Below are 26,744 nucleotides of genomic sequence, written 5' to 3'. Positions count from 1 at the left end.
GACCTCGGTCAGAGCTGGACCGGGACAGGTTTGCCGTCGGCGTCGAAGGCACGGACCTCTTGCTTCAGTTGATCGCTGTGGCCGAACATCCCGTCGACCTGAACCTCCGTGTAGGCGAATCCGTTGTCGACGACACCCTCCGTCCACTCACCGAACTTGCCGTTCCACACGGACCGGGCCTCGACGCGGGCGATCTCCGGACGGGCCCGGTACAGAGTCCACGTCTGCAGCGTGCCACTGTCTTTCGCCTTGGGGTCGGGGATCCCCTTCCGGGTCCACGACGGCAGCGCGCCGCTCTTTGTCACGAAGTCGGAACCTATGGTCGGGAACGCCAGCAATCCTTGCGCGGCGGTCGGCCGACTGGTCCAGAGCTTGTCGGCCACGACGATGATCGAGCCGAGCGGCCCGCGTTTCCCGGAGGGCGTGCGCGTCACGCAGAGTCTCACCCCCAGGTTGAAGGCAGTGGTGGTCGACGACGGGCCGCCGCGAGTTGGCTTGCCACGGGTAGGCCCCGCAGTTGGCGGCGGACCGACTTTCTTCGGCTGGATGGCCACCGCCAGGGCTCTCGTGCTGTTGCTGGTGATGCCGCGCACGTGGCGCGTCCACAGCAGTTTGGGAGGTTCGGTCTCGTTGGGCCACTGGCACTCCTTGAAGAGTTGCGGTACCAGGGGCGCCGGAACTGCACCGCGGTCCACCTTCGGCGCTCCCGCAGCGGGGGACACGCTAGGAGCAGGCGTATCCGCGACGCCTGGATCGGTGGTCGGGTTGTTGGTGACGACCAGGGTGCCGGCTACGACTGCCGCTACGCCGCCGATGGCAATTACCGGGGCGGCCCAGCGCAAGGCTGAGCGACCGGCCGTGGGAGTGGCCTGGTCCATCACCCGGTTGCGCAGCCGGGACCGCTGGGACGGGCTCAGCGGGGGCACGGGTGGCGGGTTCAACTGGGTGTTCATGAGAGCTCCTCGGTGACAGCGACCCGCGCCAGCAGGTCAGGAAAACGGCGACGGGTGCGGTGCAGGCGGGCCTTGACGGTGCCGACCGGTACGCCGAGCGCATCCGCGGCCTCGGCCTGGGTGAGTCCGGCCCAGACGACCAGTTCGAGCGTCTCCCGCTCGTGCCGGGGCAGCTTGGCGACGGCCCGGCGGATGGCCGACATCCGGCGTTCGTCGTCGAGCCTGCGCGCCACCTCAGCGGCATGGTCGCTGCCGTGGACGGGGTCGGGCAAACGGTCGATCAGATTGCGGAAGCGGGCGGCCGTGCGGGCCAGCGTTCGGCATTCGTTGCCGGCTACGACCAGGAGCCAGCCGCGGGCGCTCGGAGCGGTCAGTGGGCCCGGTGGGTTGCGCTGGAAGCGTCGCCAGGTGCTGAGGAACGTCGTCTGGACGACGTCCTCGGCGGCACTCCAGGAGGCGGTACGCCGGAAGGCGAACGCGTGCACCTCGTCCGCATAGCGATCGAACAGTTCGCCGAGGGCCAGCTGGTCACCGTGCCGCAGCCGTTCCCACAGTTCGTGGTCGGACCCCGGCCCTGGTCTGGTCTCGGGCCCTGGGGATCCGGCGGCCATCGCGGGCTCCGTCTCGTCGGTCAGGATGATGTTCACAGCCGTAAGTGACCGCTGGGTCCTCCGATGGTTGCATCGGCGCCGGACTTTCCTGCGGAGAGCTACGCCTGGCCGGTCGGCTGGGCGTAGGCGCGGACCAGAGGGCCCAGCAGGGCGACGGTGTCGGGCGTGAAGGGCCAGGTGGGGTCGTCCAGCTTGGCGACCAGGTCAGTAGGGGACATCCAGGCGCCCCACTCGACTTCCTCGGGCTGGTGCTTGACCGGGCCGTCCCAGACGCACGTGTAGAGGTAGGCGTGGTAGTTGCTGCGGTTGTCGGCGTAGTCGCCTTCAGGCAGCCGGGTCAACTCGACGCCGGTGATGCCAAGCTCCTCGTCCAGCTCGCGCACCACAGCGTCGTACGGGTCCTCGCCGGCGGCTACGACACCACCGGCGGCGATGTCGTAGTGGCTTGGGTAGACGTCCTTGGTGGGGGTTCTGCGGTGCACGTAGATCTCACCGGCACTGTTCCGGACCAGTACGGCGGTGGCCGCATGCCGCAGGTTGTCGCGCCGCATGACCGAGCGTGGTGCGGAACCGCATACTCGGCCATCGGCGTCCAGCAAAGCTACTAGTTCATCCACCCCCGCAGTCTCACATGCGGCTGTTCCGCCATACGACGAAGATCACGCATCCCGGGATGGTGGCCAGTCCCAGGACCGGCGCCTGGTTCACGATCAACGCGGCGACCACGAGCAGCAGCAGGTTCATCGCCGTGATCCACCAGCGCCGGACCGACAGGTAGAGGGCCGACCACAACAGCACGCGGAGCCGCTCGCCGGAGCGGAGTACCAGGTCTGCCTGGGCAGTGGTCGCGGACGACAGCACCAGCACGGCCGCCACCGCCAGGGCCGGCACCAGGACGGCTCCGGCGCGGGAGCCGCGCAGTACTGCGATGTCCGCGACCAGTACGGCGGTCATTGCCAGCGACAACGACCAGAGGGCGACCGACCGGCGGAAGTGCCGCCGGTAGGCCCGCACCAGTTGCCGTAGGCCATCGTCTTCGTCGTCCAGGTAGGCGAACGCTCCCGCGGCCGACGGTCCCAGCGTGATTGCGAGGACCAGGAAGAACGCCGGATAGTGCCACGGACGGTCGACGATCGCGAGCGCGGCCAGCAGTGGCAGGTTCACCACCACCATCGCGGCGTTGATCATCAGGATCCGGTGCACCGACGACCAGACCAGGTCCCACGACGACGGCTGCAGGTTGAGCTGGACGGTAGCCATTACTTGAGCCCGCTGGTCGCGATGCCCCGGACGAAGTACCGCTGCCCGAGCAGGAAGACGATCAGGATCGGCAGCACCGAGAGCACCGAGCCGGTCATGATCATCGCGTACTCCGCGTCGTACAGGCCGACGAAGGAGCGCAGACCGAGCTGGACCGTCCACAGGTCGTTGTCGGTCAGGTAGATGAACGGACCCATGTAGTCGTTCCAGGTGTTCACGAAGGTCAGCAGCGCGAGACTGGCCAGCGCGGGTTTCGACAGCGGCAGGATGATCCGGTACCAGATCGCGTACTCGCTCAGTCCGTCCAGCCGGGCCGCCTCGCTCAGCTCGTCCGGGATGGTCAGGTAGTACTGCCGCATCAGGAAGACCCCGAAGGCGCTGAAGGCTTGGAGCAGGATCAGCGACAGGTGCGTGTTCACCAGCCCTGCCTTCTCCATGATGATGTACTGCGGCACCATGTACGCCTGCCACGGCACCGCGATCGTCGCGATGTAGGCCAGGAAGAGCACGTCGCGCCCGGGGAACCTGACCTTGGCGAACCCGTACGCCGCGAAGCTGCCCGTCAGAACCTGCAACGCGGTGATCGTGACACTGAGGAAGAGCGAGTTGCCCAGATAGGTGCCGAGCGGGATCCGGCTCCAGATCCGGGTGAAGTTGTCCCAGTGGAACTCGTCGGGGATCCAATTGATCGGCACGGTGAAGACTTCGGTGTCGAGCTTGACCGACGACACCAGCATCCAGCCGAACGGCACCAGGACGGCGATCGCGAGCACGGCCAGGACCGCGTGCAGAGCCACCTGCCCCGCAGTACGGAGCGTTGACCCTCGTCGCGACGGTGGCGGCGTCGGCGCCGGCTCGACCGCGTCGAGCGGAGGCCGGCCGGTCATCGTGGCACTCATACCTCGTTCCTTTTCTGCAGGCGGAACTGGATCACGGTGATCAGCAGCACGATCACGAACAGCACCATCGCGATCGCCGAGGAGTAGCCGAACCGGCCCTGGGTGATGCCTTCGCGGAAGATCAGCTGGGACAGCACCAGCGTCGACCGGCCCGGCCCGCCCTCGGTCATGATCTGGATCAGGTCGAAGACCTTGAAACTGGAGATCGTCAGCATGATCAGCACGAAGAAGGTGGTCGGCCGCAACGACGGCACGGTGATCTGCCAGAACCGCTGCCACGCGTTCGCGCCGTCGACCTTGGCCGCCTCGTAGAGCTCGCCCGGGATCGTCTGCAACCCGGCCAGGTAGAGGATCAGGTAGTAGCCCAGATCCCGCCAGACGCTGGTGATGATGACCGCGGGCATCGCCCACGTGGTGGAGGTGGTCCAGCCCGGCACGTTGTCGATGCCGATCGCCCGCAGGAACTGGTTGATCGGCCCGACCTCGGGACTGAACAGCATGTTCCAGACCACCGCCACCGCGACCAGCGAGGTGATGTAGGGGAAGAAGAAGGCCGTCCGGAGGAACCGCACGCCCTTCAGCTTCTGGTTCAGCAGTACTGCGAAGCCGAGCGCCGCGGCCAGCGTCAACGGGATGTGCCCGACTGCGTAGTACGTGGTGTTGCGCAGCGCCGTCCAGAACGTGTCGTTGCCGATCATCCGCCGGAAGTTGTCCAGGCCGACCCATTCGGGTGGGCTGTAGGAGTTCCAGGCCATGAACGACAGCGCCAGTGAGGCGATCACCGGGACCAGCGTCAGGGTGGCGAAGCCGAGGAAGTTCGGCAGGATGAAGCTCCAGCCGACGAGCGTCGTCCGGCGGCGCTGCCGGCTGGGGCTGTGGCCGGCCCTGCGGCTCCGGCGGTGGACGGCGGAGGGGGTGGTGGAGGCCATTCGGTCAGCCCACCTCGGACTTGACCCGCTTGCCCATCTCCGCGATGCCCTGGTCGACGGACTTCTCGCCGACCATCACCAGTTCGTGCTCCTCGGTGAGGATCGCGTCGATGTCGGAGGAGTTCTCGCTGACCGGCATCTCCAGCTTGACCGTGTCGGGCTTGAACGCCTTCTTGGCCGGCTCGTCCTGCGGCATCCCGGCCAGCGCGAAGTACGAGCTGAGGATCGCGTCGTCGCTGTACGACGGCACCACGCCGATCTTGCTGATCGCGGCGGCGCCCTTCGGGCCGGAGGCCCAGCTGACGAACTGCTTGGCCGCGTCGGCGTTCTTGGACTTCTTGTTGACCGCGAAGGCGGTGGGGGAGCCGAAGGTGGTCACCTTGCCGCTCTGGTCCACCTGCGGCAGCGGGGCGATACCCCAGTCCGGGGTGGGCTTGCCGTCCTTCTTGTCCTGCAGCAGCCCGGCGATGTACCAGGTGCCCATCGGCATCATCGCGGTCTTGCTGGTGGAGAACATCGTCCGGTACGAGATCTTCTGGCTGGAGGCCGTTGCCCACGGCATCGAGGCGTCGGCCTTCTGCAGGTCGACCGCGACGTTGTACTGGTCCTTCAGGAAGCCGTAGTCGCCGCTCAGCAGGTCGCCGCCGGTCTGGGCCGCGGCGATCGCCTGGACGACCGAGCGCCAGGTGTGGTGGTAGGTGCCGTAGACCTTGCTGCCGCCGCTGCCCTTGGTGAGCTTCTTGGCCGCGGCCGAGTAGTCGGCCCAGGTCAGCTTCGACGGATCGACACCGGCCGCCTTGAGCATCGTCTTGTTGTAGTACAGCAGCCAGAAGTCCTGCCGGTACGGCAGGGCGAAGTACTCGCCCTTGAGGTCGAAGTCGGTCAGACCGGAGTACTTCGCCTTGTCGAGCTTGCCGGCCTCGTCGGTCAGCGGCAGCAACTGGCCGCGGTTGGCGTAGCGGGCGTAGTCGGTGACGTTCTTCATCGTCAGGATGTCGGTGCTGTCACCGCCGGCCAGCATCGTGGTGAGCTTGTCGGAGTAGTCGTCGGCCAGGATGTCGACCGGCTGGATGTCGACACTGGTGTTCTCGGCCTCGTAGCCGTCGATCAGCGCCTTGAACTCCGGCGTACTGGCGTAGTTCCACAGCGCCATCTTCACCACCGTCTTGCCGCCGGCCGAGGCGGCCGGCTTGTCGTCGCCGCCGCAGCCGGCGAGCGCGAGCGCCAGTCCGGCGGTGGCCGCCAGGGTCTTGAGGAGGGTGCGGTTCATGATCTCTTCCTTCTGGACAGGGGTTCTGGACGGATGGTTCAGGCGTGCAAGGTCATGGCTTCGGCGGTGACTTCGGTGCGCAGGGGTTCGCCGGCGGTCCACCGGGCGAGCTCGGCCAGGGCGTGGTCGGTGAGCCGCAGGATCTCCGTGCCCTGGGAGCCGGCGATGTGGGGCGTGATCAGGACACCCGGCAGTCCCCGCAGCGGGGAGTCGGCCGGGAGCGGCTCGGGATCGGTGACGTCGAGGATCGCGAACAACCGGCCGGTGGCGCACTCGGCAGCGAGGGCTGCCGGGTCGAGCAGGCTGCCGCGCGCGGTGTTGATGACGGTCGCCTGGTCGGGCAGCAGTTTCAGCTCCTGCTCGCCGATCAGGTGGCGCGTCTCGGGGAGTTCGGGCGCGTGCAGTGAGAGCACATCCGCCCGGGGGAGCAGGTCGGCCAGGTCGACCAGTTCGGCTCCGGCGGCGGCCACCTCGGCCGGGTCGGCGTACGGGTCGGAGACCAGGCAGGTGACTCCGTCGAGCACCCGGAGCAGGTCGACGACCCGGCGGCCGATCCGGGAGTAGCCGACGACTCCGACGGTCCGCCGGAAGTTGGAGAGGTCGCCGTACCCGGTGAAGTGCTGCCAGCCCTGGTACGCCGCCCGCTCGTCCGCCGCCAGGAAGGGCACCTTCTTGCCGGCGAAGATGATGGCGGCCAGCGTGTACTCCGCGACCGGGATCGCGTTCGCGTCGGCGGCGTTGCTGACCCGGATGCCGCGGCCCCAGACCTCGTCGGCGACCAGCGACCGGACGCTGCCCGCGCAGTGGAAGACAGCCTTCAGGTTGGGCGCAGCCGCGAGCCGCTCGGCGGTCAGCTGCGGAGCACCCCACGAAGTCACCAGTACTTCGACCTCGGCGAGCCGGGCGCGGACAGCGGGGGAGTCGAGCTCGTCGGCCCAGACCGGATCGCCCAGCGCGACCAGGCCCGCGAGGGTGTCGAGCCGCTCGGCGTCGAAATGGGCCCGGACACTGTCGCGGTCCATCACGACCAAGGCGGCTGGCTTGCTCTTCATGCATCTCCTGACGGCGGGTGGGCTGATACGGACGGGCAACAGTGCCGTCATCTGGTGTTCATGTGGGAACCTGGATATCCGGATTCGAACGCCGCCTTCTACGGCTCGAATCGAAACGGTCCGAAACGATCAGACTCGAACACGAGATCGGGAGGCGTCACGATGGCCGACGACCGGCTGTTCAACGTGCAGCGCCGTGAGCGCCTGATGGAGGAGCTCCGACGGCACGGAGCCGTCCGGGTCAAGGACATCGCGCAGCTGCTCGGCGTCAGTGAGCTGACCGTGCGACGGGACATCGCGGCGCTCGCGACGCAGAACCTGCTGACCAAGGTGCACGGCGGCGCGACACTGCCGACCGAGTTGGACTCCGCACCACCGAGGCGGTCCCGGCCGGCCGTCTCCCGCTTCACCATCGGCATGGTCGTGCCGTCGCTGGACTACTACTGGCCGCCGATCGTCGGGGGCGCCCGGACGGCCGCAGCGGCCCAGGGAGTCCACATCCAGCTGCGCGGATCGAGCTACGACCCCGCCGAGGACAGGCGGCAGATCAGCCGGCTGATCGAGGCACAGCAGGTGCAGGGCCTGCTACTGGCGCCAACGCTCGACGGACCGGGCGCTGACGAGATGATCGACTGGATAGCCAAGCTGCCAGTACCGGTCATCCTGGTGGAGCGCCAGACGCCGCGCTGGCGGCGTACGCATCCCCTGTTGGAGTGGGTGCGCAGCGACCACGCGCTGGGCCTGGAGCTGGCCGTCCGGCACCTGTACGACCACGGTCACCGCCGGCTTGGCCTGGTGCTCTCCAAGGGCAGTCCGACCTCGGCTCACCTGGCCGAGGGCTGGGAGTCGGCCTGCGCGGACCTCGGCCTGCCGAACGACCTGGTACTCCGAGACACGGTCGGCCTGGACCAGCCCGGCCACCGCGAGGTCATCGCGCAACTGTTGGCCCGCTGCCGCAAGACCCGCACGACGGCTCTGATCGTGCACAGCGATCCCGATGCGATGTCGATCGCGCAGTACTGCGCCGAGCAGGGCCTGGTGATTCCGGACGACCTGGCGTTGATCGCCTACGACGACGAGGTGGCAGGGCTGGCCGAACCGGCGATGACCGCGATCCGGCCCGGCAAACCGCAGGTCGGCCGGGTGGCCGTCGAGATGATGGTGTCGCGGCTGCTGGAGGGCAAGCGGCGGCCGACCCAGCGGGTACTGATCATCCCGGAGCTCATCATCCGGAACTCCTCAGTACCGCGGCCTGGCGTCGATTCTGGCGGCCTACGCTTCCCTGCTCCCGTCCGGGAGCTCCAAGAGGGCTGACGCGGTGCTGCCGTCGACCCAGGTGACCCGCAGCAGCCCGTCGTCGACCTTCACGTTCGTTGGCATGTCGCTCTTGACCGCCTTGCCGTGGAGCAGGACGAACGCGATGTAGACCAGCCCGGGGACGGGCGGACCCGCGGTGCGGACTGTCGAGATTTCCACCTGGTCGGCTTGTGGGCTGGTGCCCGTCTCCTGGTGCGTGAAGGCGCTGTCGAAGCCGTGGACGGGGATGACCTGCGAAAAGAGGTCACCGGTGGGCTCGACCGGCCAGCCGCTGACTTCGAGGTGGGTGTCCGGCGCGTGGTCGTGGACCCGCACTGCGCGGACCTCACAGCATCCCCGGATCAGGGAAGCCACCGTGAGGGCCGGACCCCACGTCACCGAGCCGCCGCGCCCTGAACCGTGGTCTGGCGAGTCGTGCTCAACCTCAACCCAGTGCGCCCGTCCAGTGGAGACACCTACTGCTGTTGCCCCGTCCACTGAGCACTGGAGAGTCTCGAACCCGTTCCGGTGAGTCGCCCCTCGCACCGGATGAACCAGTACTGCGCTGTTGTCGCGAGGCCGCTCGGATGCCGTGCCGGCCAGCGGTGGCATCGTGCTGGTCGAGTAGCCCAAGCGGGCGTACAGCGGCGAGTCGGACCGGGCGTCGCCGGGCACTGAGTGATCGGTGCCGTGGTTGATGACTCGAGAGATACCGTCTGCAGCAGTAGTGCTCACCAGCCAACCGGGTGCCTCCAGTGCTTTCACCGTGTCGACCCGCTCGCCCGGCAGCGGCTCCTCGATCGCTGTCCATACGGGGTGATCGGCAGGCAGGGCCAGGCCGAGCATGCCTTTCACTGCCCAGTACGGCGAACCCGGGCCGGAGTACGACTGCGCCATAGCCGGCCACTCGTCGTACCAGCCGATGCTGAGGAGCCCTTGTTTGTTGGGGACACCGTGGTCGGTGAAGTGGCGCAGCATGCCGGAGGAGGCCCGGCGGATCAGGCCAGGGCTCAGCTTGGTCGCTCCTGTCATCGCGCCGACCCAGAAGGGAGCCGCAGCGGCGAAGCGGTAGATGAGGCTGCGGCCCTGTTGCAGGGGTGAGCCGTCGGAGCCGACCAGCAAGGCTGCGTCGTCCAGGAAGCTACTCAGGCGCTCTGCCCAAGCCTGGCGTAGTTCTGGCGGGCAGAGGTCGGGTGCCATGTCTGCCCAGAGCAGTGGATAGACGTGCAGGGCCCAACCGTTGTAGTGGTCGTAGGAACGCTCCGGGCCATCGGCGTACCAGCCGCCACTGCGGTAGAGCGACTCGTGGACGGCTAGGCCGCTGTCGATGTCGTCCTGCGACCAGGACGCGCCTACTGAGCGCAGGAAGGTCTCGACGACGATCTGGAACCAGACCCAGTTGATCGGCGGATACTCCTCGCCGATGACAGTCGACAACCAGTCAACGATGTTTGCCTGGTCGGCAGCGTCCAGGCGATCCCACAGCCATGGGCGGCTCAGGTGGAGGCCCAGGGCGATCGAGCAGGCTTCCACCTTCGCCTGGCCGAGGACATCGGGCCGCGGCCAGGCAGTGGCGGAACCGGGGGTGGTGCCGGCGCGCAGGCCGGCGGCGTACCAGGTGGCGAAGTCGTGCGGGTCCTTGCCGTCTTCACCCTTCAAGCGGATGGCCGCCAGCAGGAAGGTCCGTGCGAACGCCTCCAACGTGTCGCTGTCCGGGCCGTAGCGGCTGGGCCGGCCTGGTAGCTCGATCCGGGCGTTGTCCGGTGATGCCCACGGGCGGAGCGACAGGAGGAGGTTGTCCGCGGATGCAGCCCAGTGGTCCCTCGTCAGCCCGGTAATGGGGGACAGGTCAGTCATGCTGCACTCCTGGCTCGATGGTCAGTTCAAAGGTTCCGCCTTGCCCTACTGCGATCGACAGGCGGTGGACGGCGTCGCCCCACACGTTAGTGAGCAGGGGGTCCGTGATTGCGTGGGTCTCCAGGTCGCCTTGGCCCAGCGCGGGATCCCAGACCAGCTTGACGATGCCGCCTGTCAGGGTGCGGAGGTCGGCCGAGCCGTCAGCTCTCGCGATGACGGTGCCGGCGAGGACGTGGCGTAGTACGGCCTTGGTTGTGGTTGGCCAGGCGTCTGTGACTACGACGGCTCCGGTCTTGCGGTCGACGCGGGCTGTGCGCTGCCAGTTGTCGCAGTTGGACTCAGGTGGGTATGCGGCGGCGATGTCCAGCCGTAGCTCGGCTGTGTCGTCGGTCAGGTGGGCTGCCACCTCGCGAGCGGTGTACCGCTGACCGTTGAGCTGGCCCTGGCCGTTGATCGTCGGGGTGTTGTGCCACTGGCTCTGCATCGTCCAGATCGTGTAGCGGTCCTCGTTGAAGGTACTGCGCGCGTAGGTCGGCTGGCCGAGGTCGATGAGTACCGGCGTGCCGTCGTACGCGACCAGGTAGGAGCCGACGTCGTTGTGGTTGTGGTTCTCGGCGTTGTGGCCGCCCTTGGCTGCCAGGGTGAGACCTGTCGCAGAACCGGCCTGTTGTCTCGCTACCAGGACTTGCACGTCGGCTAGCCAGGTGGTTGCCGGCAGTGGGGGGTCGGCTGGCTCGGCGGCCGTCCAGGCTTGGTCGAAGAGGCCTACCAAGGCCCTGCCCAGACCGGCCTCGTGGTTGATCAGTGGTCGCTTGTGTGCGGCTGCGTGGGCCATGACAGCCGGGTCTGCGATTCGCGCGCCCCAGCGATGCAGTACGTGCCAAGGCTGGTCCGCGGACGGGCGAGCCGGGCCGTCGGCGACGTTGACGTACCAGCCATCGCCGAGTGCCATCCGGTGCGGGAAACGCGCCAGTTCACGCAGTACTGGTGCGTCGAAGCTGTTCAGTGCGCCTGCGGTTGCCCAGTCGACCAACTCCAGCGCTGCCGCGAGACGTGCCGGGCCGTTCCACCAATAGGCGTAGCCCTCGTCGCAGCCGCCGTCAGCGGGTAGCGCGGCGACGTACCGGCCCAGTCCGTCGAGTACTAGGTCAACCACCTCGGCCTGCAGGTCCGGGTCGTCCACGAGCGTCAGGGCTGTGATGAGGACGTTGCTGTGAATCCATGGGTTCCAGTTGTGCTGCCGGCCGTCCAGACCGAGCCAGTGCCAGTCGCGGCGGCGCAGGAACGGGTCGATCACCCGCTCGCGTACCTCGGCACGCATCCGCCGCCGCAGCCCTGGGACCCGCTCGTCCAGGGCGCTGTCCAGCACCAGGTCGGCCCAGGCCAGGACCGCCGCTGACTCGCCGGCACCGAGGTCGACGTACGGGTCGCGGGGGTCGGGCAGCACCTCACCACGTGCTGTCGCGAAGGACTCGTGAGCTGCCCAGCACCAGCTGGTCTGCTCGCACAGCATGAGCAGCCCGTCAGCTGCTTCGTCCAGCCACTCCTGTGCGCCCGTAGCGGCCGCCACGATCACATTGAGGGCGGTCCGATGAAGCAGCTCGCGGACGCCGTCCTCGTACGGCGTCCGTTCGCCGTCCCGCCAGAAGCGCGCGTACTGGCTCAAGGTCGGGGTCGGCCACGGGCGGGCTCGCTCGGCCTCTGCCTTGGTCAGGAGTCCGGCCAAGACCTCGCGATCGACCGCTGCCCAGGCCTCCCGGTCTCGCAATGGCCGGACCGGAATGCGGTCTCTTGCACCCTTCAGCAGGCTTCGCAGGTCAGTCGTCACCCCGGGACCCTCGACGGTCCGGACCCGGCAGGCAAGGCGGTGAACCGTTCCGATCGGAAACGATCACACTCGATCCGGTGGCCACTCAGTGCCGCGTGTGCCGGATCTGCGGACCGGCGACATGCTCTGGTCGGTGCGACCACGTAGGCTCGATCGTATGAGTGTGCGGCGGATCATGGGGACCGAAACCGAGTTCGGCATCTCGGTTCCTGGCCAGCCCGGGGCCAACCCGATGCTGACCTCGAGCCAGGTGGTGAACGGTTATGCGCAGACGCAGCCGTTGGCGCGCAAGACGCGGTGGGACTTCGACGAGGAGCACCCACTGCGGGACGCGCGCGGCTTCGACCTGAGCAGGGAGGTGGCGGACTCCAGCCAGTTGACCGACGAGGAGACCGGGCTGGCGAACGTCATCCTCACCAACGGCGCCCGGCTGTACGTCGACCATGCCCACCCCGAGTACTCCGCGCCCGAGTGCACCAACCCGCGCGACGTGGTGGTCTGGGACAAGGCCGGCGAGCTGGTGATCATGGAGGGCGCCCGGCAGGCGCGGCAGATCCCCGGGGCACCACCGCTGAACCTGTACAAGAACAACACGGACAACAAGGGCGCGTCGTACGGGTCGCACGAGAACTACCTGATGCGCCGGTCGACGCCGTTCGCCTCGATCGTGCGGCACCTGACCCCGTTCTTCGTCAGCCGCCAGGTGGTCACCGGGGCCGGCCGGGTCGGGATCGGCCAGGACGGCAACACCAACGGCTTCCAGATCAGCCAGCGGGCCGACTACTTCGAGGTCGAGGTCGGCCTGGAGACGACGCTGAAACGGCCGATCATCAACACCCGCGACGAGCCGCACGCGAACCCGGACCGCTACCGCCGGCTGCACGTGATCATCGGCGACGCGAACCTGTCCGAGATCTCGACGTACCTGAAGGTCGGCACCACCTCGCTGGTGCTGGCGATGATCGAGGACGGCTGGCTGACCGACGACCTGTCCGTCGACCGGCCGGTGACCGCGCTGCACGAGATCAGCCACGACCCGACCTGCACGCACCTGATGACGCTGAAGGACGGCCGCAAGCTGACCGCCGTCCAGCTCCAGGTGGAGTACCTGGAGCAGGCCCGCAAGTACGTCGAGAACAAGTACGGCGACGACGCGGACCGACAGACCAAGGACGTCCTGCAGCGCTGGGAAAGCGTTCTCGACCAACTGGCGACCGACCCGATGAAACTGGCCGACCAGCTCGACTGGGTCGCCAAGCTGAAGCTGCTGCAGTCCTACCGCGACCGCGACGGACTGGAGTGGGACGACTCGAAGCTGCACCTGGTCGACCTGCAGTACGCCGACCTTCGTCCGGACAAAGGGCTGTACTACAAGCTGGTCAAGGCCGGCCGGATGCAGCGCCTGGTCAGCGACGAGGAGATCCGGATGGCCGTCTCACACCCGCCGACGGACACCCGCGCCTACTTCCGCGGCCGCTGCATGCAGCAGTACGCCGGTCAGGTCGCCGCCGCCTCCTGGGACTCGGTGATCTTCGACCTGCCGGGCCGCGAGTCGCTGCAACGGATCCCGACGCTGGACCCGCTGCGGGGGACAAAAGCGCACGTCGGAGCACTTTTGGATCAGTGCGACACCGCGAGTGACCTGGTTCGCACCATTACTGGGGGCGCCGCCGGGTAGGGTCGCCATATAGATGTCACAGTGAGGGTCGGTTGGGCGGCTCTCCTGGGCGGTTCTAGGAGGTGTGTGCCATGGCGAAAGACGGCGGACAGCAGCACAAGCAGCCGAAGCGCTCGTCGACCGAGGAAGAGGTCACCGAGGTCAAGTCGACCGAGGACGTGGCCGAGCGCAAGGAACGGCTCGACGACGACGTGGACTCGATCCTCGACGAGATCGACGAGGTGCTGGAGGAGAACGCGGAAGAGTTCGTCCGCGGCTTCGTGCAAAAGGGTGGGGAGTGAACCGCTAGATGACATTCGATGCCTCCGGCCGGTTGCCGGAAGCCTTCCTGACCCCAGGTGGCTCGTCGTTCATGGACTTCCTGGCCGGGCACGCGCCCGACCTGTTGCCGGGACGACGCAACCTGGGGGCGGGTGACCTGTCCAAGGACGTCCCGCACGGCACCACGATCGTCGCCGCCACCTTCACCGGCGGCGTCGTGATGGCCGGCGACCGGCGCGCGACGATGGGCAACATCATCGCCCAGCGGGACATGGAGAAGGTGTTCCCCGCCGACGAGTACTCCTGCGTCGGGATCGCCGGCAGCGCCGGGCTCGCGGTCGAGATGGTGCGCCTGTTCCAGGTGGAGCTGGAACACTACGAGAAGCTCGAGGGCACTACGCTGAGCCTCGACGGCAAGGCGAACCGGCTGTCCGCGCTGATCCGGGGCAACCTGGCGATGGCGATGCAGGGCCTGGCCGTGGTGCCGCTGTTCGCGGGTTACGACCATGACATCAAGGGCGGCCGGATCTTCTCCTACGACCCGACCGGCGGGCGGTACGAGGAGACCCACTTCCACAGTGTCGGCTCGGGCTCGGTGTTCGCCCGCGGCGCGCTGAAGAAGCTCTACCGCGAGGACATGTCGGCGACCGAGTGTGTGACGGCGGCGATCCAGTCGCTGGTCGACGCGGCCGACGACGACTCCGCGACCGGTGGGATGGACATGATGCGGCGGATCTTCCCGGTGGTCGGGGTGGTCACCGCCGACGGCTACCAGCGGCTGTCCGCCGACGAGGTCGGCGAGATCGTCGACTCGATCATGACCGCCCGGCACCAGCGTCCCGACGGCCCGGCCGCGTCCCTCACCTGACCACCCATCGACTGATAGAGGACGACACCCTAGATGAGTACGCCGTTCTACGTCTCGCCCGAACAGTTGATGCGGGACCGGGCCGACTTCGCGCGCAAGGGCATCGCCAAGGGCCGCAGCGCGATCGCGCTGCAGTACGCCGACGGCATCCTGTTCGTGGCCGAGAACCGGTCCCCGGCCCTGCACAAGGTGGCCGAGATCTACGACCGGATGGCCTTCGCGGCGGTCGGGCGGTACAACGAGTTCGAGAACCTGCGGATCGCCGGGGTCCGGCTGGCCGACATGCGCGGGTACTCCTACGACCGGCGTGACGTCACCGGCCGGGCGCTGGCCAACGCCTACGCGCAGACCCTCGGCGCGATCTTCTCCTCCGGTGGCGAGAAACCGCTCGAGGTGGAGATCCTGGTCGCCGAGGTCGGTGCCAGCTCGGCCGAGGACCAGATCTACCGGCTCACCTACGACGGCTCGATCGCGGACGTCCGCGGCTACGCCGTGATGGGTGGCCCGGCCGAGCAGGTCGCGGAGTACGTCGGTGAGCACTACTCCGAGGGCATCTCGCTGGCGGGAGCGTTGCGGCTCGCGGTGGACGCGCTCGGTCACGACGGCACCGAGGTACGGCAGCTGGAGCCGGACCAGATCGAGGTCGCCATCCTCGACCGGACCCGCACCCAGATGCGGAAGTTCAAGCGGATCTCCGACGAGACGCTGGCCCGGATCCTGTCCGAGTCCCGCCCGGACACGTCGCCGTCCGACCCGGCCACCCACACCGAGGCGGCCGAGACGGTCAACGGCGGCAACTACGAGAGCGACGCCGCCGACGACGCACCGGTGGCCCCGCCCGCCGAGGACGACGACGCCCCGATCGCCCCGCCAGAAGACCCGGACACCGACCGGCCGCTGTGACAAACCCACCACCGTCCGCCCCGGAACCGTCCGGGGCGGACGCTGGCCGGCGTGAGCTGGAAGAGGAGACCGGCTATACCTGCGACTCGATCGAGGTGGTGGGCTGGACCTGGTCCGGTTCGTCCTCGACCTTCCGGAAGTACGTCGCGATCGCCCGCGGCTGCCGTCCCGACGGCAAGCAGTCGCTCGACGAGTTCGAGGACTGCGTCCCGGTCGAGCTCACCCCCGCCGAGTTCCGCACCGAACTCCGCACCCCCGGCACCATGACCGGCACTGACGCCGCCTACCTCGCCCTCGACCACGCTGGCCTGCTCTAACTCAGTTGCCCACTACCGCCACTGGCAAGAGGATTGCCGGGTGCTGACCACCCACTGGCCGCTGCGCCACCTCCGCCTCACCACCGAGCGCCTCGTACTCCGGCTGCCCACCGAGGACGAGCTCGCGGACCTGGCCGACCTCGCCGCGGCCGGGATCCACGAACCCGGCGAACGCCCGTTCCTCACGCCGTGGACGGATCTGGAGCCGGCCAAGCGGGCGCAGTGGGTGATGCAGGGGCATTGGAGCAGCCTGGGCAGTTGGTCACCTGACGACTGGGGTCTCGACCTGGCCGTCTTCCGCGACGGCGCCCCGATCGGAATGGTCACCCTGGCAGCAAAGCAGTTCGCAGTACTGCGGGAAGTTCGCTCCTCATCCTGGTTCGGCCTGGCCCATCACGGTCAGGGCTACGGGACGGAAGCTCGTACTGCGCTCCTGCACCTCGCGTTCGCGGAGCTCGGGGCGGAGGCGGCCACGTCGGAGGTTTTCCAGGACAACCATGGCTCTCAGGCGGTCTCCCGCAAGCTCGGCTACCAGCCGGACGGGATCTCGCGGGACGTGCTGCACGGCGAGGCCGTGGTCTCGGACCGGTTGCGGCTCACTCGCGCCGACTGGCGATCCCGCGCAGTACGGCACGCAGTACAGGTCGAAGGGCTGGAGCAGTGCCGGAGCTTCTTCGGCGCCGAGTAAACTTCCCGGCGGACCGCGACTGGCGCTGAGGTGGATCACCACCGGGGAACGGTCCGCCGGTGCTGAGCCGGATGGAGCCGCGCGCCTGGGCATACGAGAGATTCGTCGATGCCTGGAGGACTGTGCAGTGACCGCCGAGTTGATGGTTGGGACCGACCTTGCGGCCGAGATGGTGGCCAAGGCGGGGGAGCGGGCTGAGCGGCTCAGGGCTGAGACCGGCGTACAGCCGTGTCTCGCGACGGTGCTGGTGGGCGATGACCCGGCGTCGGCGACGTACGTCCGGATGAAGCAGAACCGCAGCAAGAAGGCCGGGATCGGGTCGCGGAGCGTCGTGCTGCCGGCCGAGACGACCACCGAGGAGCTGGTGGCCGAGCTGCACAAGCTCTCCGGCGATCCTGAGGTGCACGGCATCCTGTTGCAGCATCCGGTGCCCGCGCAGATCGACGAGCGGGCCGCGTTCGAGGCGATCGCGCCGGCCAAGGACGTCGACGGCGTGACCATGCACGGGTTCGCCGCGATGGCGTTCGGCGAGCCCGGCTTCGTCTCCTGTACGCCGGGCGGCATCCTCCGGTTGCTGCAGGCGTACGACGTCCCGCTGGAAGGGGCGCACGCCGTCGTGATCGGCCGCAGCCCGATCCTCGGCAAGCCGGCCGGGATGTTGCTGCTGGCATCGAACGCGACGGTCACCTACACGCACTCGAAGACCCGCGACCTGGCCGCGATCGTCCGGACCGCGGACATCGTGGTCGCGGCGGTCGGCCGGGCGAACTTCCTCCGCGGCGACTGGCTGAAGCCGGGCGCGGTGGTGATCGATGCCGGATACAACGAAGGCAATGTCGGCGACGTCCACTTCGGCGAGGCGGCGCAGGTCGCCGGGCTGATCACGCCGGTGCCGGGCGGGGTCGGGCCGATGACGATCGCGCTCCTGCTGGAGCAGACCGTCGACGCCGCCGAGGCCCAGACCAGACCCTGAGGTCCACGCCCGGCGCTGACGCCCTGACCGGGTGGCTGAGGCAACCAGAGCGGCGCCGCGCGACGCAGCCACCCGGGGCGGCGCGCGGAGCAGTATCCGAGACGGTGGAGCACGGGCCGGGGCTTCTGTCCTAGGGTTGACAGTACTGAGCACCACCGATCTAGGAGGCAAACGCTGTGGCGGTACGGGCGATCCGCGGTGCCACCCAGCTCGAGGTGGACGAGCGCGAGCATCTGCTCGAGCGGTCCGCCGAGCTGGTACGGGCCGTGCTGGAGGCCAACGACCTGGAGTCGGAGGACCTGATCAGCATCCTGTTCACCGTCACGCCGGACCTGCACTCGGAGTTCCCCGCGGTGGCCGGCCGGCAGATCGGGCTCACCGACGTCCCGCTGATGTGCATGCAGGAGATCGACGTACCGCACGCGCTGCCGCGGGTGGTCCGGATGATGGTGCACGCCGAGTCGGCGCGCTCGCGGGAGAAGATCCAGCACATCTACCTGCACGGTGCCGTCAGCCTGCGCCCCGACCTGACCGGCGCCCAGTGACCGAGCTGCGGGGACCCGTCCGGATCGTCGGAACCGGCCTGATCGGTACGTCGATCGGCCTGGCGCTCGGCCGGCTCGGTGTGGTGGTGGAGCTGGTCGACGCCGATCCCGACAACGCGTTGATGGCCGAGCGGATCGGGGCCGGCTCGCGCCTGGTCCAGATCGAGCCGCAACTCGTCGTTGTCGCAGTACCGCCCGATCACGTCGGCCGAGTCGTCGTCGAGCAGCTCCAGCAGACCGACGCGATCGTCACCGACGCCGCCAGCGTGAAGTCGAAGCCGCTCCTCGACGCCCGCGCGCTGGTCGACACCCCCGAGGAACTGTCCCGGTACGTCGGCAGCCACCCGATGGCCGGATCCGAGCGGAACGGCCCGCTGGCCGGCCGCGCGGACCTGTTCGAGGGCGCGACCTGGGCGATCACCCCGCACGAGACCAGCGATCCCGACGCGGTCGAGCTGGTACGCCGGCTCGCCGAGGCGGCGGGAGCCCGGACGGTTGAGCTCACCGTTGCCGACCACGACCTAGCGGTGGCCCGGGTCTCGCACCTGCCTCACCTGATGTCGTCCCTGGCCGCCGGCACTCTGGGCGACGCGCCCGCCGCTCACCTCGAGCTGTCCGGCCAAGGCGTTCGCGACGTCACTCGGATCGCGGCCGGCGATCCGGGCCTGTGGACCCAGATCGTCTCGGCCAACTCACCCGCGCTGAGCGGCCTGCTGGAGCAGATCCGGGACGAGCTGGACCGGCTGCTGATTGCCCTGGGCAAGGAAGAGGCGACCGACGAGGTGACCGCGGTACTGAACCGCGGCGTCTCCGGCGCGATCCGGGTCCCGGGCAAGCACGGTACGCCGCACATCGACCTCGTTCCGGTGCTCGTCACCATCCCCGACCGGCCCGGCCAGCTGGCCCGGCTGTTCGCGGACGCGGCCGAATCCGGCGCCAACGTCGAGGACCTGCGGATCGACCACAACCCCGGCCGCCCGGTCGGTGAGGTCGAGTTGTCGGTCAAACCGGCGTCGGTGGATCAGCTGGTCCGGGTACTGACCGAGCGGGGCTGGTCCGTCCACCGGTAATCTTCGGGCCATGATCATCGCTGTCGACGGCCCTAGCGGGTCCGGTAAGTCGAGCACGGCCCGCGGAGTCGCCAGCCGGCTCGGTCTGCAGTACCTGGACACCGGCGCGATGTACCGGGCCGTGACCTGGTCCGCGCTGGAGCACGGACTGGACCTGGACGACCTCGCCGCGGTCGCCGACCGGGCCCGCGCGGTCCAGCTGTCGATCAGCACCGATCCACAGCGGGCGCAGTTCGCCGCCGACGGCGTGGACGTGACGGAGGCGATCCGCGATCCGCGGATCAGCGCTAGTGTCAGCAAGATCGCCACCAACCTCGAAGTCCGGGCCGAGCTGATTCGCCGCCAGCGCGAGCTGATCGACGCCTCCCAGCCGACCGGTGGCGCGGTCGTCGAGGGCCGCGACATCGCCACCGTGGTCGCGCCGCAGGCGGAGCTGAAGGTGCTGCTCACCGCCGACCAGGACGCCCGGATGGCCCGCCGCCAGGCGGAGCTGGCCGAGGGATCGGTGACCGCTGAGCAGTTGCGTGACCAGATCGTCCGGCGAGACGCTGACGACTCCACCGTGTCGCAGTTCCAGGTGGCCTCGGACGGCGCGGTGGAAATCGATTCGACCCATCTGACGTTGGATGAGGTAATCGATGTCATCTGCCGACTCGCCAAGGAGGCTGAGGCCGTGCCACGCGACCAGGAGTCATGACTGCCGACGAGTTGACCGGGCGGGCCGAACTACCCCGCACCGATGATCTGCCCGCCGTGCCCCATCGGCTCGGCCGGGTACTGCGTGCTGTGGTCGGACCGTACCTGCGCGGCAAGTACGACCTGACCATCCACCACGAAGAGCGCTTTCCGCGGAGTGGGCCGCTGCTGATCGCCCCCAACCACCTCGGGTTGCTGGACGGGCCGTTGCTTGGCGCCGTCGCGCCCCGGATGACGCACCAACTGGGCAAACTCGAGGCGTTCGTCGGGCTGCAGGGCTTCATGCTGCACCAGGCGGGCCAGATCGCGATCGACCGTTCGCAGTACGACATCCGGGCGATCCGCCGGGCGATCCAGGTACTACGGGACGGCCGCGCGCTGACGATCTATCCCGAGGGGACCCGCGGTCCGGGCGACTTCCGTAAGGTCCGCACCGGAATCGCCTACCTGGCGATGGTCACCGGGGCGCCGATCCTGCCCGTCGCGCTGCTCGGGACCCGCCTGCCAGGCGGCGACATCGAGCGCTTTCCGCCCCGGGGCAGCCGCGTCGACGTGGTCTACGGCGAGACCTTCACGGTGGACCGCGTCTCGTTTCCCAGGCGGCAGGTCGACGTCCGCGCGGTTGCCGACCAGATCGGCGAGGTGTTGCGGGCTCATGTGCAGGCGGCCGTCGACGCCACCGGCCACCCGCTCCCCGGCGTACCGAACCAGAAGGATCCTGATGGGTGACCGACTGCCTGATCGTCATCAGGCAGTCGGTTTTCGCTAGTCGGTGCGGGTCAGCCGCTCACGCCGACGATGCGGTAGACGGCGGCGATGTGGCTCCGCCAGTAGGCCGACTCGGCGTGCTCGCCGATCGGCACGCCGGCGGTGTGGCCGTCGAAGACCTTGCCGGCGCCCACCCAGAAGGCGACGTGGTCGGCGGAGCGTGGGTAGTCCGGCCAGTCGTAGAAGACCAGGTCACCCGGCTGGCGTTCCGAGACCGGGACAGCGATCGCGTCGTACCGGGTTCGTTTGTTGTCGCCTGCCCACTGGCGGAACTTGAGCATCTCCGACTCGGCCGTCCGAATCCCGAGGGTGTCCTCGAAGTCCGGGAAGATCTCGGGACCCTGGCCGCGGTTCATGTTCTCGTAGGCGTACAGGACCAGGCCGGAGCAGTCGAACCGGTCCGGCCCTTCGGCCCCCAGCCCATAGGGGTCTCCGGCCTGGAACTCGGCGACCCGGCGGGCGAGCTGGCTGTAGTTCCAGATCCGCTTCGTCACCGTGCACGACGCGCCTTCCGCGTCGGTTCCGTTCTTCACCGTGACCAGCAGGTTGTGGACGAGCTCGATGGCCGACGGGTCCCAGGTGAAGTCGCCGCTGACGGATTCCTCTCCGGCCGGCACCTTGACCCAGCCGCTGCCGTGGTTCTGCTGCGGCTGGGTGTTGTTGTCCGCCGTGAACAGGATCTTCGGCGTCTTGCTGTCGGCGCCGTCGGTGTTGTTGAGGGTGAACCGGACAGACAGCTTCCGGGCGTGCCAGAAGCGAACCGAGACGAAAGCCTGGGCACCGTCACACTCGACCGGCACGCCGGTGATCGTCATGTCCGGGTCAGCGGCGACGGCAGTGCTGGTCGTGATGACGGCGAGGCCACCGAGGAGCGATGCGGTGCAGAGTACGAGTGCGACTGCGCGGGCGATTGTTGGGCGAATCATGTCCCTCTCCGTCTGCGGTTGCGCCCCGGGGTCCGGGGGATGCGCTCACGCTAAGTACTGGACCCGACACCCTGCTGCCCGTACGCCGCCCGTACCTCGGACGCACTCTGGTCAGGCGGCGATACTGAGGTGTCTCCGCCCCGCGGCAGCCGGGTCGACGGGTAAATGGCGAGACCTTCGCGGTGGACCGCGTATCCTTTCCTCGGAGGCATGTCGACGTACGCGCGGTTGCCGACCAGATCGGCGACGTGTTGCGGGCCCATGTGCAGGCGGCCGTCGAAGCCACGGCCACCCGCTCCCGGGCGCGCCAGACCCGAAGGATTCTGATGAGTGACCTGCCCACCGGCTACGAGATCGACGCGGAGCCGACCCACGAACGCGAAGACACCGGTCCGCTGCCGGTGGTGGCGATCGTCGGCCGGCCCAACGTCGGCAAGTCCACGCTGGTGAACCGGATCATCGGCCGCCGCGAGGCTGTGGTCGAGGACACTCCGGGCGTCACCCGCGACCGCGTCTCGTACGACGCCAACTGGGCCGGCCGCGGCTTCACCCTGGTCGACACCGGCGGCTGGGACCCTGACGCAGTCGGTATGGCCGCGTTGGTGGCGGCGCAGGCCGAGGTCGCGATCCACGCCGCCGACGCGGTGCTGTTCGTGGTTGACGCGACGGTCGGCATCACCGACTCCGACGAGGCCGTCGTCCGGGTCCTGCGCAAGGCGGGCAAGCCCGTCGTACTGGCTGCCAACAAGGTCGACGACCAGCGGGTCGAGGCCGAGGCGATGAACCTGTGGAGCCTGGGCATCGGGGAGCCGTTCCCGATCTCGGCGATGCACGGCCGGGGTACCGGCGACATGCTGGACGCCGTCCTGGCCGCGTTGCCGGAGGCGCCCGCCGAGCGGGACGCCGAGGTCGGCGGACCGCGCCGGGTCGCGATCGTCGGCAAGCCGAACGTGGGCAAGTCCTCGCTGCTGAACAAGGTGGCCAAGGAAGACCGCGTGGTGGTCAGCGAGATCTCCGGGACCACGGTCGACCCGGTCGACGAGGAGATCGTGCTCGGCGGCAAGCAGTGGCGCTTCATCGACACCGCCGGCATCCGGCGCAAGGTGAAGAACGTCCAGGGCCACGAGTACTACGCCAGCCTGCGGACCAACAGCGCGATCGAACGCGCCGAGGTGGTCGTGGTGGTGGTCGACGCGTCCGAGCCGATGACCGAGCAGGACCTGCGGATCATGAACACGGTCGAAGAGGCCGGCAAGGCCCTCGTCATCGCCTACAACAAGTGGGACCTGGTCGACGAGGACCGGCGGTACTACCTGGAGCGCGAGATCGACCGCGACCTGGTCCAGTTCCGCTGGGCGCCGCGGGTCAACATCAGCGCGATGACCGGCCGCCACATGGAGAAGCTGGTCCCGGCCATCGAGGCAGCCCTCGAAGGCTGGCAGACCCGTGTCCCGACCGGCCAGCTGAACGCGTTCCTGGGTCGTCTGGTCGCCGCCCACCCGCATCCGGTGCGCAGCGGCAAGCAGCCGAAGATCCTGTTCGGCACCCAGGCGACGACCATGCCGCCGACCTTCGCCATCTTCACCTCGGGCGCCTTCGAGGCCTCCTACCAGCGCTTCATCGAACGCCGCCTCCGCGAAGACTTCGGCTTCGTCGGCAGCCCCGTCCACGTCCAGATCCGCCCCCGAGTCAAAAAGCCAAAACGCTAGCCCCCCTTGGTCAAACCACCCCCAGGAATGGGGTAAGGTTTACCCCGGTCGCCCTCCCGAGGACGACCATTCGGGCTGTGGCCTAGCCTGGTAAGGCGCTTGTCTGGGGGACAAGAGATCCCGAGTTCAAATCTCGGCAGCCCGACCGAAAAGAGGGGCACCGACACTGTCGGTGCCCCTCTTTACTGTTGTGCCATGAACACGGTCGGTGACAGGCGCAGCTGGAACGACGCACAGTTGCGCGAGGCAATAGAAGCCAGCCGCTCATGGCGCGGGGTGGCCCGTGCGCTGGGGCTGAAGGGCACCTCGGCGAGTGTGCTCAGGACCATCAAGCGGCACGCGAGCAGGCTCGAACTCGACGTCTCGCACTTCACCGGGCAGCGTCGCTGGTCCGATCGCCAGCTCCGCGAGGCCGTCCTGGGTTCTACCTGCTGGGCCGACGTGATGGCGAGTCTCGGGGTGTCCGACAACGGCCCGGACCGGGTTCGGGTCAAGGGGCATTCGGCCAGACTCGGCCTGGATTGCACGCATCTGAAGGCGCCGCATCTCCAGCCAGAGCCTGATGAGGTGTTCGGCGAGCCGGTGCGCGAGGAACTGTTGCGGACGGCAGCACCAGCCGTCGCGATGGCCTGGTTCGCATTGCGCGGTTGTCCGGCAGCGTTGCCGGTCGAGCCGCAGGCGTACGACCTGCTGGTGACGATGGCCAGGGGTATCCAGCGGGTGCAGGTGAAGACCTGCGTGCGCCGCAACGGCAAAGGGCGCTGGGCGGTCGGCATCGGGCGGCGGCCGTATGTGCTCGACAAGACCGCGGGCAAGATGCCGTACGACCCGGACAGCCTCGACTTGTTCTTCATCCTGCTCGGCGACGGCAGCATCTACCTGATTCCCAGTTCGATCCTGGCCGGCCGCGTGCAGATCGATGCCGAAACCTACACGCCGTACCGGGTGGGAGATGCGTCGAGTTTGCTGGGTTAGGGGTGGGCGGGGCCGCCGCGGAGGGGGTGGTTGGTGGTGGCTCGGTGTTCGTTGTCTCGGAGGCGGGGTTCGTAGTGGGTGAAGAAGATCTTGCCGACCAGGTCGCGGCGGCTGCGGACGCCGGTTTTGTCGAAGATGCTCTTGAGGTGTTGCTGCACGGTGTTGGCCGAGACGTGGAGGCGGTCGGCGATCTCGGTGGTGGAGTTGCCCTGGAGGACGAGGCGGGTGACCTCCTGTTCCCGGTCGGTCAGCCCGTACGCCGCCATCAGGAGCGGAGCGATGCGACCCGGGTGGGCCGGTTCGACGATGACCGCGACGCGGCGGGAGGTCGACGAGACCAGCGAGGTGCCGTGCAGGACGATCCAGCGACCGGAGCGCGACATCACCCTCGAGACGGCGACGTCGCCGGCGTCCGGGAACCTCGCAGTACGCAAGGCGCGGCCGGCTACCGCGAGGACTGAAGACGGCAGGCGCCCCGCAGCCAGGTCGCCGTCCGGCAACTCGGCGAGCCAGCGCTCGACACCAGGTGTCGCGGACTCGATCTCCCAGTCCGCGGTGACCACGATCAGCCCGGGTGCGTCGGAGCCTTCGGGATCCGTGGCCTCGCCGAGAAGCAGGGAGCTCCGGGCGCCCGCCGCGAGCACCGGGCTGAGCTCCCGCACGAAGGCGAGGTCCTCGTCGTCGAACAGCGGCTGACCCTGTTCGCGGTACAGGCCGAGCGCGCCCCAGACCTTGCCGCTCTTGGTGCGCAGGCAGGCGATCAGCTCCTGGTCAGCGCCGAGTTCCATGTTCTGGTGCCATCGCGGGCTGCTGGCCGGGTTCCCATCCGTCGCCTCGTGCAGTGTCGAGATGCCCCGCGCGGATCGCGCCACATCCGCCAGTTGGTTGACGTCCTGCTCGTAGTACTCCTGGGCGAGCCACTCGGGTGGCAGCTCTGGCATGTCGTCGTTGAAGTGGCTGGTCACCAGCAACGAGGCGGGGTCGAGCGTGTACCAGCAGGGCGCAACGTAGTACGGGATCGCAGGGCGGAGCGCCTCGGTCACCTCTCGCCAGAGAGTCACCAGATCGAGGCTTTGTCGCGTCAGCGCGGAGATCTTCTCGCCGGCCCGCTGTTTCGCGTACCCGCTCACCTCCCCACCGTACGGCGGTTCGGCCTCGACCGCGCATACCAGATTTCTGGAATGGGCTGCGGCGGGTCCCGGTCGTAGCTTCAGCTGTAGTGCAGCGACAACCAGGGGAGCAGACATGAACGCGCAGATCACGGGGCCGCGAGTGCTGGGCCCGAACGACGGCTTGGCCCTCACGGACGCAGAAGGTCGTGTCGACCGATTCCTGATCGACGCCGCGGACTCCGGCGGTGGCTTCTCGCTCGTGGAGCACACGTTGCTACCCAAGACGCTGGCCGCGCCCGTTCACCTGCACACCAGGGAGGACGAGTACAGCTTCGTGCTGGACGGCCGGCTGGGGGTGTTGCTGGGGGATGAAGAGGTGTTCGCGGAGGCCGGAACGCTGGTCTTCAAGCCGCGGAGGCAGTGGCACACGTTCTGGAACGCGGGGGACGGCCCGGTTCGCCTGCTCGAGATCATCTCGCCCGGTGGGCTGGAGCAGCTCTTTCGCCGGCTCGGTGAGCCCGGGGGAGAGTACGACCCCGAGACGCTTCCGGCGCTGGCCGCGGAGTACGGCTGCGAAATCGACTTCGAGGCGACGATGCCGCTCGTCGAGCGCCACCAGTTGACCTTCTAGCTACCAGCCGCGGGCGCGCCACTCGGGCAGGCTCGGGCGCTCGGCGCCGAGGGTGGTGTCGGCACCGTGGCCGGGGTAGACCCAGGTCTCGTCGGGGAGACGGTTGAAGAGTTTGGTCTCGACGTCGTGCAGGAGCGACTCGAAGTTCTTCTTGTTGCCCCGGGTGTTGCCGACGCCGCCGGGGAAGAGGGAGTCGCCGGTGAAGAGGTGCGGCGGGCCGGTCGGGTCGTCGTACAGGAGGGCGATCGAGCCGGGGGTGTGGCCGACTAGCTGGATCACCTCGAGGCTCAGTCCGCCGAACTCGACCCGGTCGCCGTCGCCCACGAGCTCGTCGGTCGGCACCGGGATGCCCTCGGCGTCGTCGCGGCCGGCGACCGTGATCGCGTTCGTCCGGGCGACCACCTCGGCCAGCGCCTGCCAGTGGTCGCCGTGCTGGTGGGTGGTGATGACCCGGCTGATGCCGCCCTCGCCGATCACCTTGAGCAGGGTGTCCGCCTCGTCGGCGGCGTCGATCAGCACCTGCTCGTCGGTGATCCGGCTGCGCAGCAGGTAGGCGTTGTTGTTGCCGGGTCCGACGGCGACCTTGGTGATCATCAGCTTGGCCAGCTCGTGCGTCTGGGCCGGCCCGCCGACGCGGACGTTGCCGTGGTACTCCGTCATGAGCTCTCC

Annotated in this window: 28 protein-coding genes, 1 tRNA gene and 1 riboswitch; of the genes, 16 read left to right on the top strand and 13 right to left on the bottom strand. The window is 68.5% G+C overall.

What is annotated here, in order from left to right:
• Positions 1 to 8: 8 nt before the first annotated feature.
• The 8 genes from ACQPYM_RS22545 to ACQPYM_RS22510 all read right to left on the bottom strand — a co-directional run bounded on the left by ACQPYM_RS22545 (position 9) and on the right by ACQPYM_RS22510 (position 6,974).
• A complete protein-coding gene (locus tag ACQPYM_RS22545; protein ID WP_433003043.1) occupies positions 9 to 953 on the bottom strand; it encodes a hypothetical protein in 945 nt (314 codons plus the stop codon).
• Positions 950 to 1,600, bottom strand: a complete 651-nt coding sequence (locus tag ACQPYM_RS22540) for an RNA polymerase sigma factor (protein WP_433003040.1) — start codon at positions 1,598 to 1,600, stop codon at positions 950 to 952. The genes ACQPYM_RS22545 and ACQPYM_RS22540 overlap by 4 nt, the downstream gene beginning before the upstream one ends.
• Before the next feature lie 62 nt (positions 1,601 to 1,662).
• On the bottom strand, positions 1,663 to 2,115 hold the full coding sequence (locus ACQPYM_RS22535; RefSeq protein WP_433003037.1) for an NUDIX hydrolase: 453 nt from the start codon (positions 2,113 to 2,115) through the stop codon (positions 1,663 to 1,665).
• 76 nt (positions 2,116 to 2,191) lie between these two features.
• On the bottom strand, positions 2,192 to 2,824 hold the full coding sequence (locus tag ACQPYM_RS22530; protein WP_433003034.1) for a hypothetical protein: 633 nt from the start codon (positions 2,822 to 2,824) through the stop codon (positions 2,192 to 2,194).
• The gene (locus tag ACQPYM_RS22525) at positions 2,824 to 3,723 is read right to left on the bottom strand and encodes a carbohydrate ABC transporter permease (RefSeq protein ID WP_433003031.1); all 900 of its coding nucleotides are present in this window, start codon (positions 3,721 to 3,723) and stop codon (positions 2,824 to 2,826) included. Before ACQPYM_RS22525 ends, ACQPYM_RS22530 begins: the two co-directional genes overlap by 1 nt.
• Positions 3,720 to 4,652 (bottom strand): carbohydrate ABC transporter permease, encoded by a 933-nt coding sequence (locus ACQPYM_RS22520; protein ID WP_433003028.1) that lies wholly within the window; start codon positions 4,650 to 4,652, stop codon positions 3,720 to 3,722. Before ACQPYM_RS22520 ends, ACQPYM_RS22525 begins: the two co-directional genes overlap by 4 nt.
• A gap of 4 nt (positions 4,653 to 4,656) precedes the next feature.
• Positions 4,657 to 5,922 (bottom strand): ABC transporter substrate-binding protein, encoded by a 1,266-nt coding sequence (locus ACQPYM_RS22515; RefSeq protein WP_433003025.1) that lies wholly within the window; start codon positions 5,920 to 5,922, stop codon positions 4,657 to 4,659.
• A gap of 38 nt (positions 5,923 to 5,960) precedes the next feature.
• Positions 5,961 to 6,974, bottom strand: coding sequence for a hydroxyacid dehydrogenase (locus ACQPYM_RS22510; protein ID WP_433003022.1), 1,014 nt, complete (start codon positions 6,972 to 6,974; stop codon positions 5,961 to 5,963).
• 162 nt (positions 6,975 to 7,136) lie between these two features.
• On the opposite strand from ACQPYM_RS22510, the gene ACQPYM_RS22505 reads away from it, so the two are divergent.
• Entirely contained in the window at positions 7,137 to 8,288 is a 1,152-nt protein-coding gene (locus ACQPYM_RS22505; RefSeq protein WP_433003019.1) for a LacI family DNA-binding transcriptional regulator, read from the top strand.
• On the opposite strand, the gene ACQPYM_RS22500 is transcribed toward ACQPYM_RS22505, so the two are convergent.
• Together ACQPYM_RS22500 and ACQPYM_RS22495 are read right to left on the bottom strand one after the other, a co-directional pair.
• Positions 8,247 to 10,127 carry a DUF2264 domain-containing protein gene (locus tag ACQPYM_RS22500; protein ID WP_433003016.1) on the bottom strand — a complete coding sequence of 627 codons (1,881 nt, stop codon included), beginning with the start codon at positions 10,125 to 10,127 and terminating at the stop codon, positions 8,247 to 8,249. The two genes, ACQPYM_RS22505 and ACQPYM_RS22500, sit on opposite strands and share 42 nt — an antisense overlap.
• Positions 10,120 to 11,955 (bottom strand): heparinase II/III domain-containing protein, encoded by a 1,836-nt coding sequence (locus tag ACQPYM_RS22495; RefSeq protein WP_433003013.1) that lies wholly within the window; start codon positions 11,953 to 11,955, stop codon positions 10,120 to 10,122. Before ACQPYM_RS22495 ends, ACQPYM_RS22500 begins: the two co-directional genes overlap by 8 nt.
• A 157-nt stretch (positions 11,956 to 12,112) precedes the next feature.
• Here ACQPYM_RS22495 and dop point away from each other — a divergent pair, with 157 nt between their 5' ends.
• From dop to ACQPYM_RS22440, 11 genes are all read left to right on the top strand, one after another.
• Positions 12,113 to 13,633 carry a depupylase/deamidase Dop gene (gene dop, locus ACQPYM_RS22490; RefSeq protein WP_433003010.1) on the top strand — a complete coding sequence of 507 codons (1,521 nt, stop codon included), beginning with the start codon at positions 12,113 to 12,115 and terminating at the stop codon, positions 13,631 to 13,633.
• Positions 13,634 to 13,704: 71 nt separating this feature from the next.
• Positions 13,705 to 13,914 (top strand): ubiquitin-like protein Pup, encoded by a 210-nt coding sequence (locus tag ACQPYM_RS22485; protein WP_360273306.1) that lies wholly within the window; start codon positions 13,705 to 13,707, stop codon positions 13,912 to 13,914.
• 8 nt (positions 13,915 to 13,922) lie between these two features.
• A complete protein-coding gene (gene prcB / locus ACQPYM_RS22480; RefSeq protein WP_433003006.1) occupies positions 13,923 to 14,762 on the top strand; it encodes a proteasome subunit beta in 840 nt (279 codons plus the stop codon).
• A gap of 33 nt (positions 14,763 to 14,795) precedes the next feature.
• A complete protein-coding gene (gene prcA / locus ACQPYM_RS22475) occupies positions 14,796 to 15,665 on the top strand; it encodes a proteasome subunit alpha (protein ID WP_433003003.1) in 870 nt (289 codons plus the stop codon).
• Positions 15,662 to 15,982 carry an NUDIX domain-containing protein gene (locus ACQPYM_RS22470; RefSeq protein ID WP_433003000.1) on the top strand — a complete coding sequence of 107 codons (321 nt, stop codon included), beginning with the start codon at positions 15,662 to 15,664 and terminating at the stop codon, positions 15,980 to 15,982. The genes prcA and ACQPYM_RS22470 overlap by 4 nt, the downstream gene beginning before the upstream one ends.
• 40 nt (positions 15,983 to 16,022) lie before the next feature.
• Positions 16,023 to 16,670, top strand: coding sequence for a GNAT family N-acetyltransferase (locus ACQPYM_RS22465; RefSeq protein WP_433002997.1), 648 nt, complete (start codon positions 16,023 to 16,025; stop codon positions 16,668 to 16,670).
• A gap of 5 nt (positions 16,671 to 16,675) precedes the next feature.
• Positions 16,676 to 16,768, top strand: a riboswitch (ZMP/ZTP riboswitch).
• A 29-nt stretch (positions 16,769 to 16,797) separates the two neighbouring features.
• Complete coding sequence (locus tag ACQPYM_RS22460) at positions 16,798 to 17,643, top strand: bifunctional 5,10-methylenetetrahydrofolate dehydrogenase/5,10-methenyltetrahydrofolate cyclohydrolase (protein WP_433002994.1); 846 nt, start codon at positions 16,798 to 16,800, stop codon at positions 17,641 to 17,643.
• Positions 17,644 to 17,819: 176 nt separating this feature from the next.
• On the top strand, positions 17,820 to 18,188 hold the full coding sequence (gene aroH, locus ACQPYM_RS22455; RefSeq protein WP_433002991.1) for a chorismate mutase: 369 nt from the start codon (positions 17,820 to 17,822) through the stop codon (positions 18,186 to 18,188).
• Positions 18,185 to 19,258, top strand: coding sequence for a prephenate dehydrogenase (locus tag ACQPYM_RS22450; RefSeq protein WP_433002988.1), 1,074 nt, complete (start codon positions 18,185 to 18,187; stop codon positions 19,256 to 19,258). Before aroH ends, ACQPYM_RS22450 begins: the two co-directional genes overlap by 4 nt.
• A gap of 10 nt (positions 19,259 to 19,268) precedes the next feature.
• Positions 19,269 to 19,955 carry a (d)CMP kinase gene (cmk, locus tag ACQPYM_RS22445; RefSeq protein ID WP_433002985.1) on the top strand — a complete coding sequence of 229 codons (687 nt, stop codon included), beginning with the start codon at positions 19,269 to 19,271 and terminating at the stop codon, positions 19,953 to 19,955.
• Positions 19,952 to 20,683 carry a lysophospholipid acyltransferase family protein gene (locus ACQPYM_RS22440; protein ID WP_433002982.1) on the top strand — a complete coding sequence of 244 codons (732 nt, stop codon included), beginning with the start codon at positions 19,952 to 19,954 and terminating at the stop codon, positions 20,681 to 20,683. The genes cmk and ACQPYM_RS22440 overlap by 4 nt, the downstream gene beginning before the upstream one ends.
• A 50-nt stretch (positions 20,684 to 20,733) precedes the next feature.
• Here the strand turns inward: ACQPYM_RS22440 and ACQPYM_RS22435 are convergent, their stop codons facing one another.
• Positions 20,734 to 21,648, bottom strand: a complete 915-nt coding sequence (locus ACQPYM_RS22435) for a C40 family peptidase (protein WP_433002979.1) — start codon at positions 21,646 to 21,648, stop codon at positions 20,734 to 20,736.
• A gap of 326 nt (positions 21,649 to 21,974) precedes the next feature.
• Here ACQPYM_RS22435 and der point away from each other — a divergent pair, with 326 nt between their 5' ends.
• The 3 genes from der to ACQPYM_RS22420 all read left to right on the top strand — a co-directional run bounded on the left by der (position 21,975) and on the right by ACQPYM_RS22420 (position 24,332).
• Positions 21,975 to 23,357 (top strand): ribosome biogenesis GTPase Der, encoded by a 1,383-nt coding sequence (der, locus tag ACQPYM_RS22430; protein WP_433002976.1) that lies wholly within the window; start codon positions 21,975 to 21,977, stop codon positions 23,355 to 23,357.
• A gap of 71 nt (positions 23,358 to 23,428) precedes the next feature.
• Positions 23,429 to 23,502: transfer RNA gene (locus ACQPYM_RS22425), tRNA-Pro, on the top strand.
• Positions 23,503 to 23,552: 50 nt separating this feature from the next.
• Complete coding sequence (locus tag ACQPYM_RS22420; RefSeq protein WP_433002973.1) at positions 23,553 to 24,332, top strand: hypothetical protein; 780 nt, start codon at positions 23,553 to 23,555, stop codon at positions 24,330 to 24,332.
• On the opposite strand, the gene ACQPYM_RS22415 is transcribed toward ACQPYM_RS22420, so the two are convergent.
• Positions 24,329 to 25,462 (bottom strand): LuxR C-terminal-related transcriptional regulator, encoded by a 1,134-nt coding sequence (locus tag ACQPYM_RS22415; RefSeq protein ID WP_433002970.1) that lies wholly within the window; start codon positions 25,460 to 25,462, stop codon positions 24,329 to 24,331. The two genes, ACQPYM_RS22420 and ACQPYM_RS22415, sit on opposite strands and share 4 nt — an antisense overlap.
• A 115-nt stretch (positions 25,463 to 25,577) precedes the next feature.
• On the opposite strand from ACQPYM_RS22415, the gene ACQPYM_RS22410 reads away from it, so the two are divergent.
• Positions 25,578 to 26,075: a cupin domain-containing protein gene (locus tag ACQPYM_RS22410; RefSeq protein ID WP_433002967.1), complete on the top strand. Its 498-nt coding sequence runs from the start codon at positions 25,578 to 25,580 to the stop codon at positions 26,073 to 26,075.
• Here ACQPYM_RS22410 and ACQPYM_RS22405 read toward each other — a convergent pair whose 3' ends face one another.
• Positions 26,076 to 26,735, bottom strand: coding sequence for an MBL fold metallo-hydrolase (locus tag ACQPYM_RS22405; RefSeq protein ID WP_433002964.1), 660 nt, complete (start codon positions 26,733 to 26,735; stop codon positions 26,076 to 26,078).
• Between the last annotated feature and the right edge of the window lie 9 nt (positions 26,736 to 26,744).

The sequence above is a fragment of the Kribbella sp. CA-294648 genome, from assembly GCF_050943845.1.
Taxonomy (GTDB): Bacteria; Actinomycetota; Actinomycetes; order Propionibacteriales; family Kribbellaceae; genus Kribbella.
The sequence above is the reverse complement of the archived record's forward strand: the minus strand, read 5'-3'. Positions and strand labels throughout refer to the sequence as shown.

Coding starts and splice junctions, on each gene's coding strand:
- ACQPYM_RS22530 (WP_433003034.1), bottom strand. CDS start 2,824: ATGGCTACCGTCCAGCTCAACCTGCAGCCGTCGTCGTGGGACCTGGTC.
- ACQPYM_RS22510 (WP_433003022.1), bottom strand. CDS start 6,974: ATGAAGAGCAAGCCAGCCGCCTTGGTCGTGATGGACCGCGACAGTGTC.
- ACQPYM_RS22405 (WP_433002964.1), bottom strand. CDS start 26,735: ATGACGGAGTACCACGGCAACGTCCGCGTCGGCGGGCCGGCCCAGACG.
- cmk (WP_433002985.1), top strand. CDS start 19,269: ATGATCATCGCTGTCGACGGCCCTAGCGGGTCCGGTAAGTCGAGCACG.
- prcB (WP_433003006.1), top strand. CDS start 13,923: ATGACATTCGATGCCTCCGGCCGGTTGCCGGAAGCCTTCCTGACCCCA.
- ACQPYM_RS22505 (WP_433003019.1), top strand. CDS start 7,137: ATGGCCGACGACCGGCTGTTCAACGTGCAGCGCCGTGAGCGCCTGATG.
- ACQPYM_RS22485 (WP_360273306.1), top strand. CDS start 13,705: ATGGCGAAAGACGGCGGACAGCAGCACAAGCAGCCGAAGCGCTCGTCG.
- prcA (WP_433003003.1), top strand. CDS start 14,796: ATGAGTACGCCGTTCTACGTCTCGCCCGAACAGTTGATGCGGGACCGG.
- ACQPYM_RS22440 (WP_433002982.1), top strand. CDS start 19,952: ATGACTGCCGACGAGTTGACCGGGCGGGCCGAACTACCCCGCACCGAT.
- ACQPYM_RS22500 (WP_433003016.1), bottom strand. CDS start 10,127: ATGACTGACCTGTCCCCCATTACCGGGCTGACGAGGGACCACTGGGCT.
- dop (WP_433003010.1), top strand. CDS start 12,113: ATGAGTGTGCGGCGGATCATGGGGACCGAAACCGAGTTCGGCATCTCG.
- ACQPYM_RS22420 (WP_433002973.1), top strand. CDS start 23,553: ATGAACACGGTCGGTGACAGGCGCAGCTGGAACGACGCACAGTTGCGC.
- ACQPYM_RS22545 (WP_433003043.1), bottom strand. CDS start 953: ATGAACACCCAGTTGAACCCGCCACCCGTGCCCCCGCTGAGCCCGTCC.
- ACQPYM_RS22515 (WP_433003025.1), bottom strand. CDS start 5,922: ATGAACCGCACCCTCCTCAAGACCCTGGCGGCCACCGCCGGACTGGCG.
- der (WP_433002976.1), top strand. CDS start 21,975: ATGAGTGACCTGCCCACCGGCTACGAGATCGACGCGGAGCCGACCCAC.
- ACQPYM_RS22435 (WP_433002979.1), bottom strand. CDS start 21,648: ATGATTCGCCCAACAATCGCCCGCGCAGTCGCACTCGTACTCTGCACC.
- ACQPYM_RS22520 (WP_433003028.1), bottom strand. CDS start 4,652: ATGGCCTCCACCACCCCCTCCGCCGTCCACCGCCGGAGCCGCAGGGCC.
- ACQPYM_RS22525 (WP_433003031.1), bottom strand. CDS start 3,723: ATGAGTGCCACGATGACCGGCCGGCCTCCGCTCGACGCGGTCGAGCCG.
- ACQPYM_RS22410 (WP_433002967.1), top strand. CDS start 25,578: ATGAACGCGCAGATCACGGGGCCGCGAGTGCTGGGCCCGAACGACGGC.
- ACQPYM_RS22535 (WP_433003037.1), bottom strand. CDS start 2,115: ATGCGGCGCGACAACCTGCGGCATGCGGCCACCGCCGTACTGGTCCGG.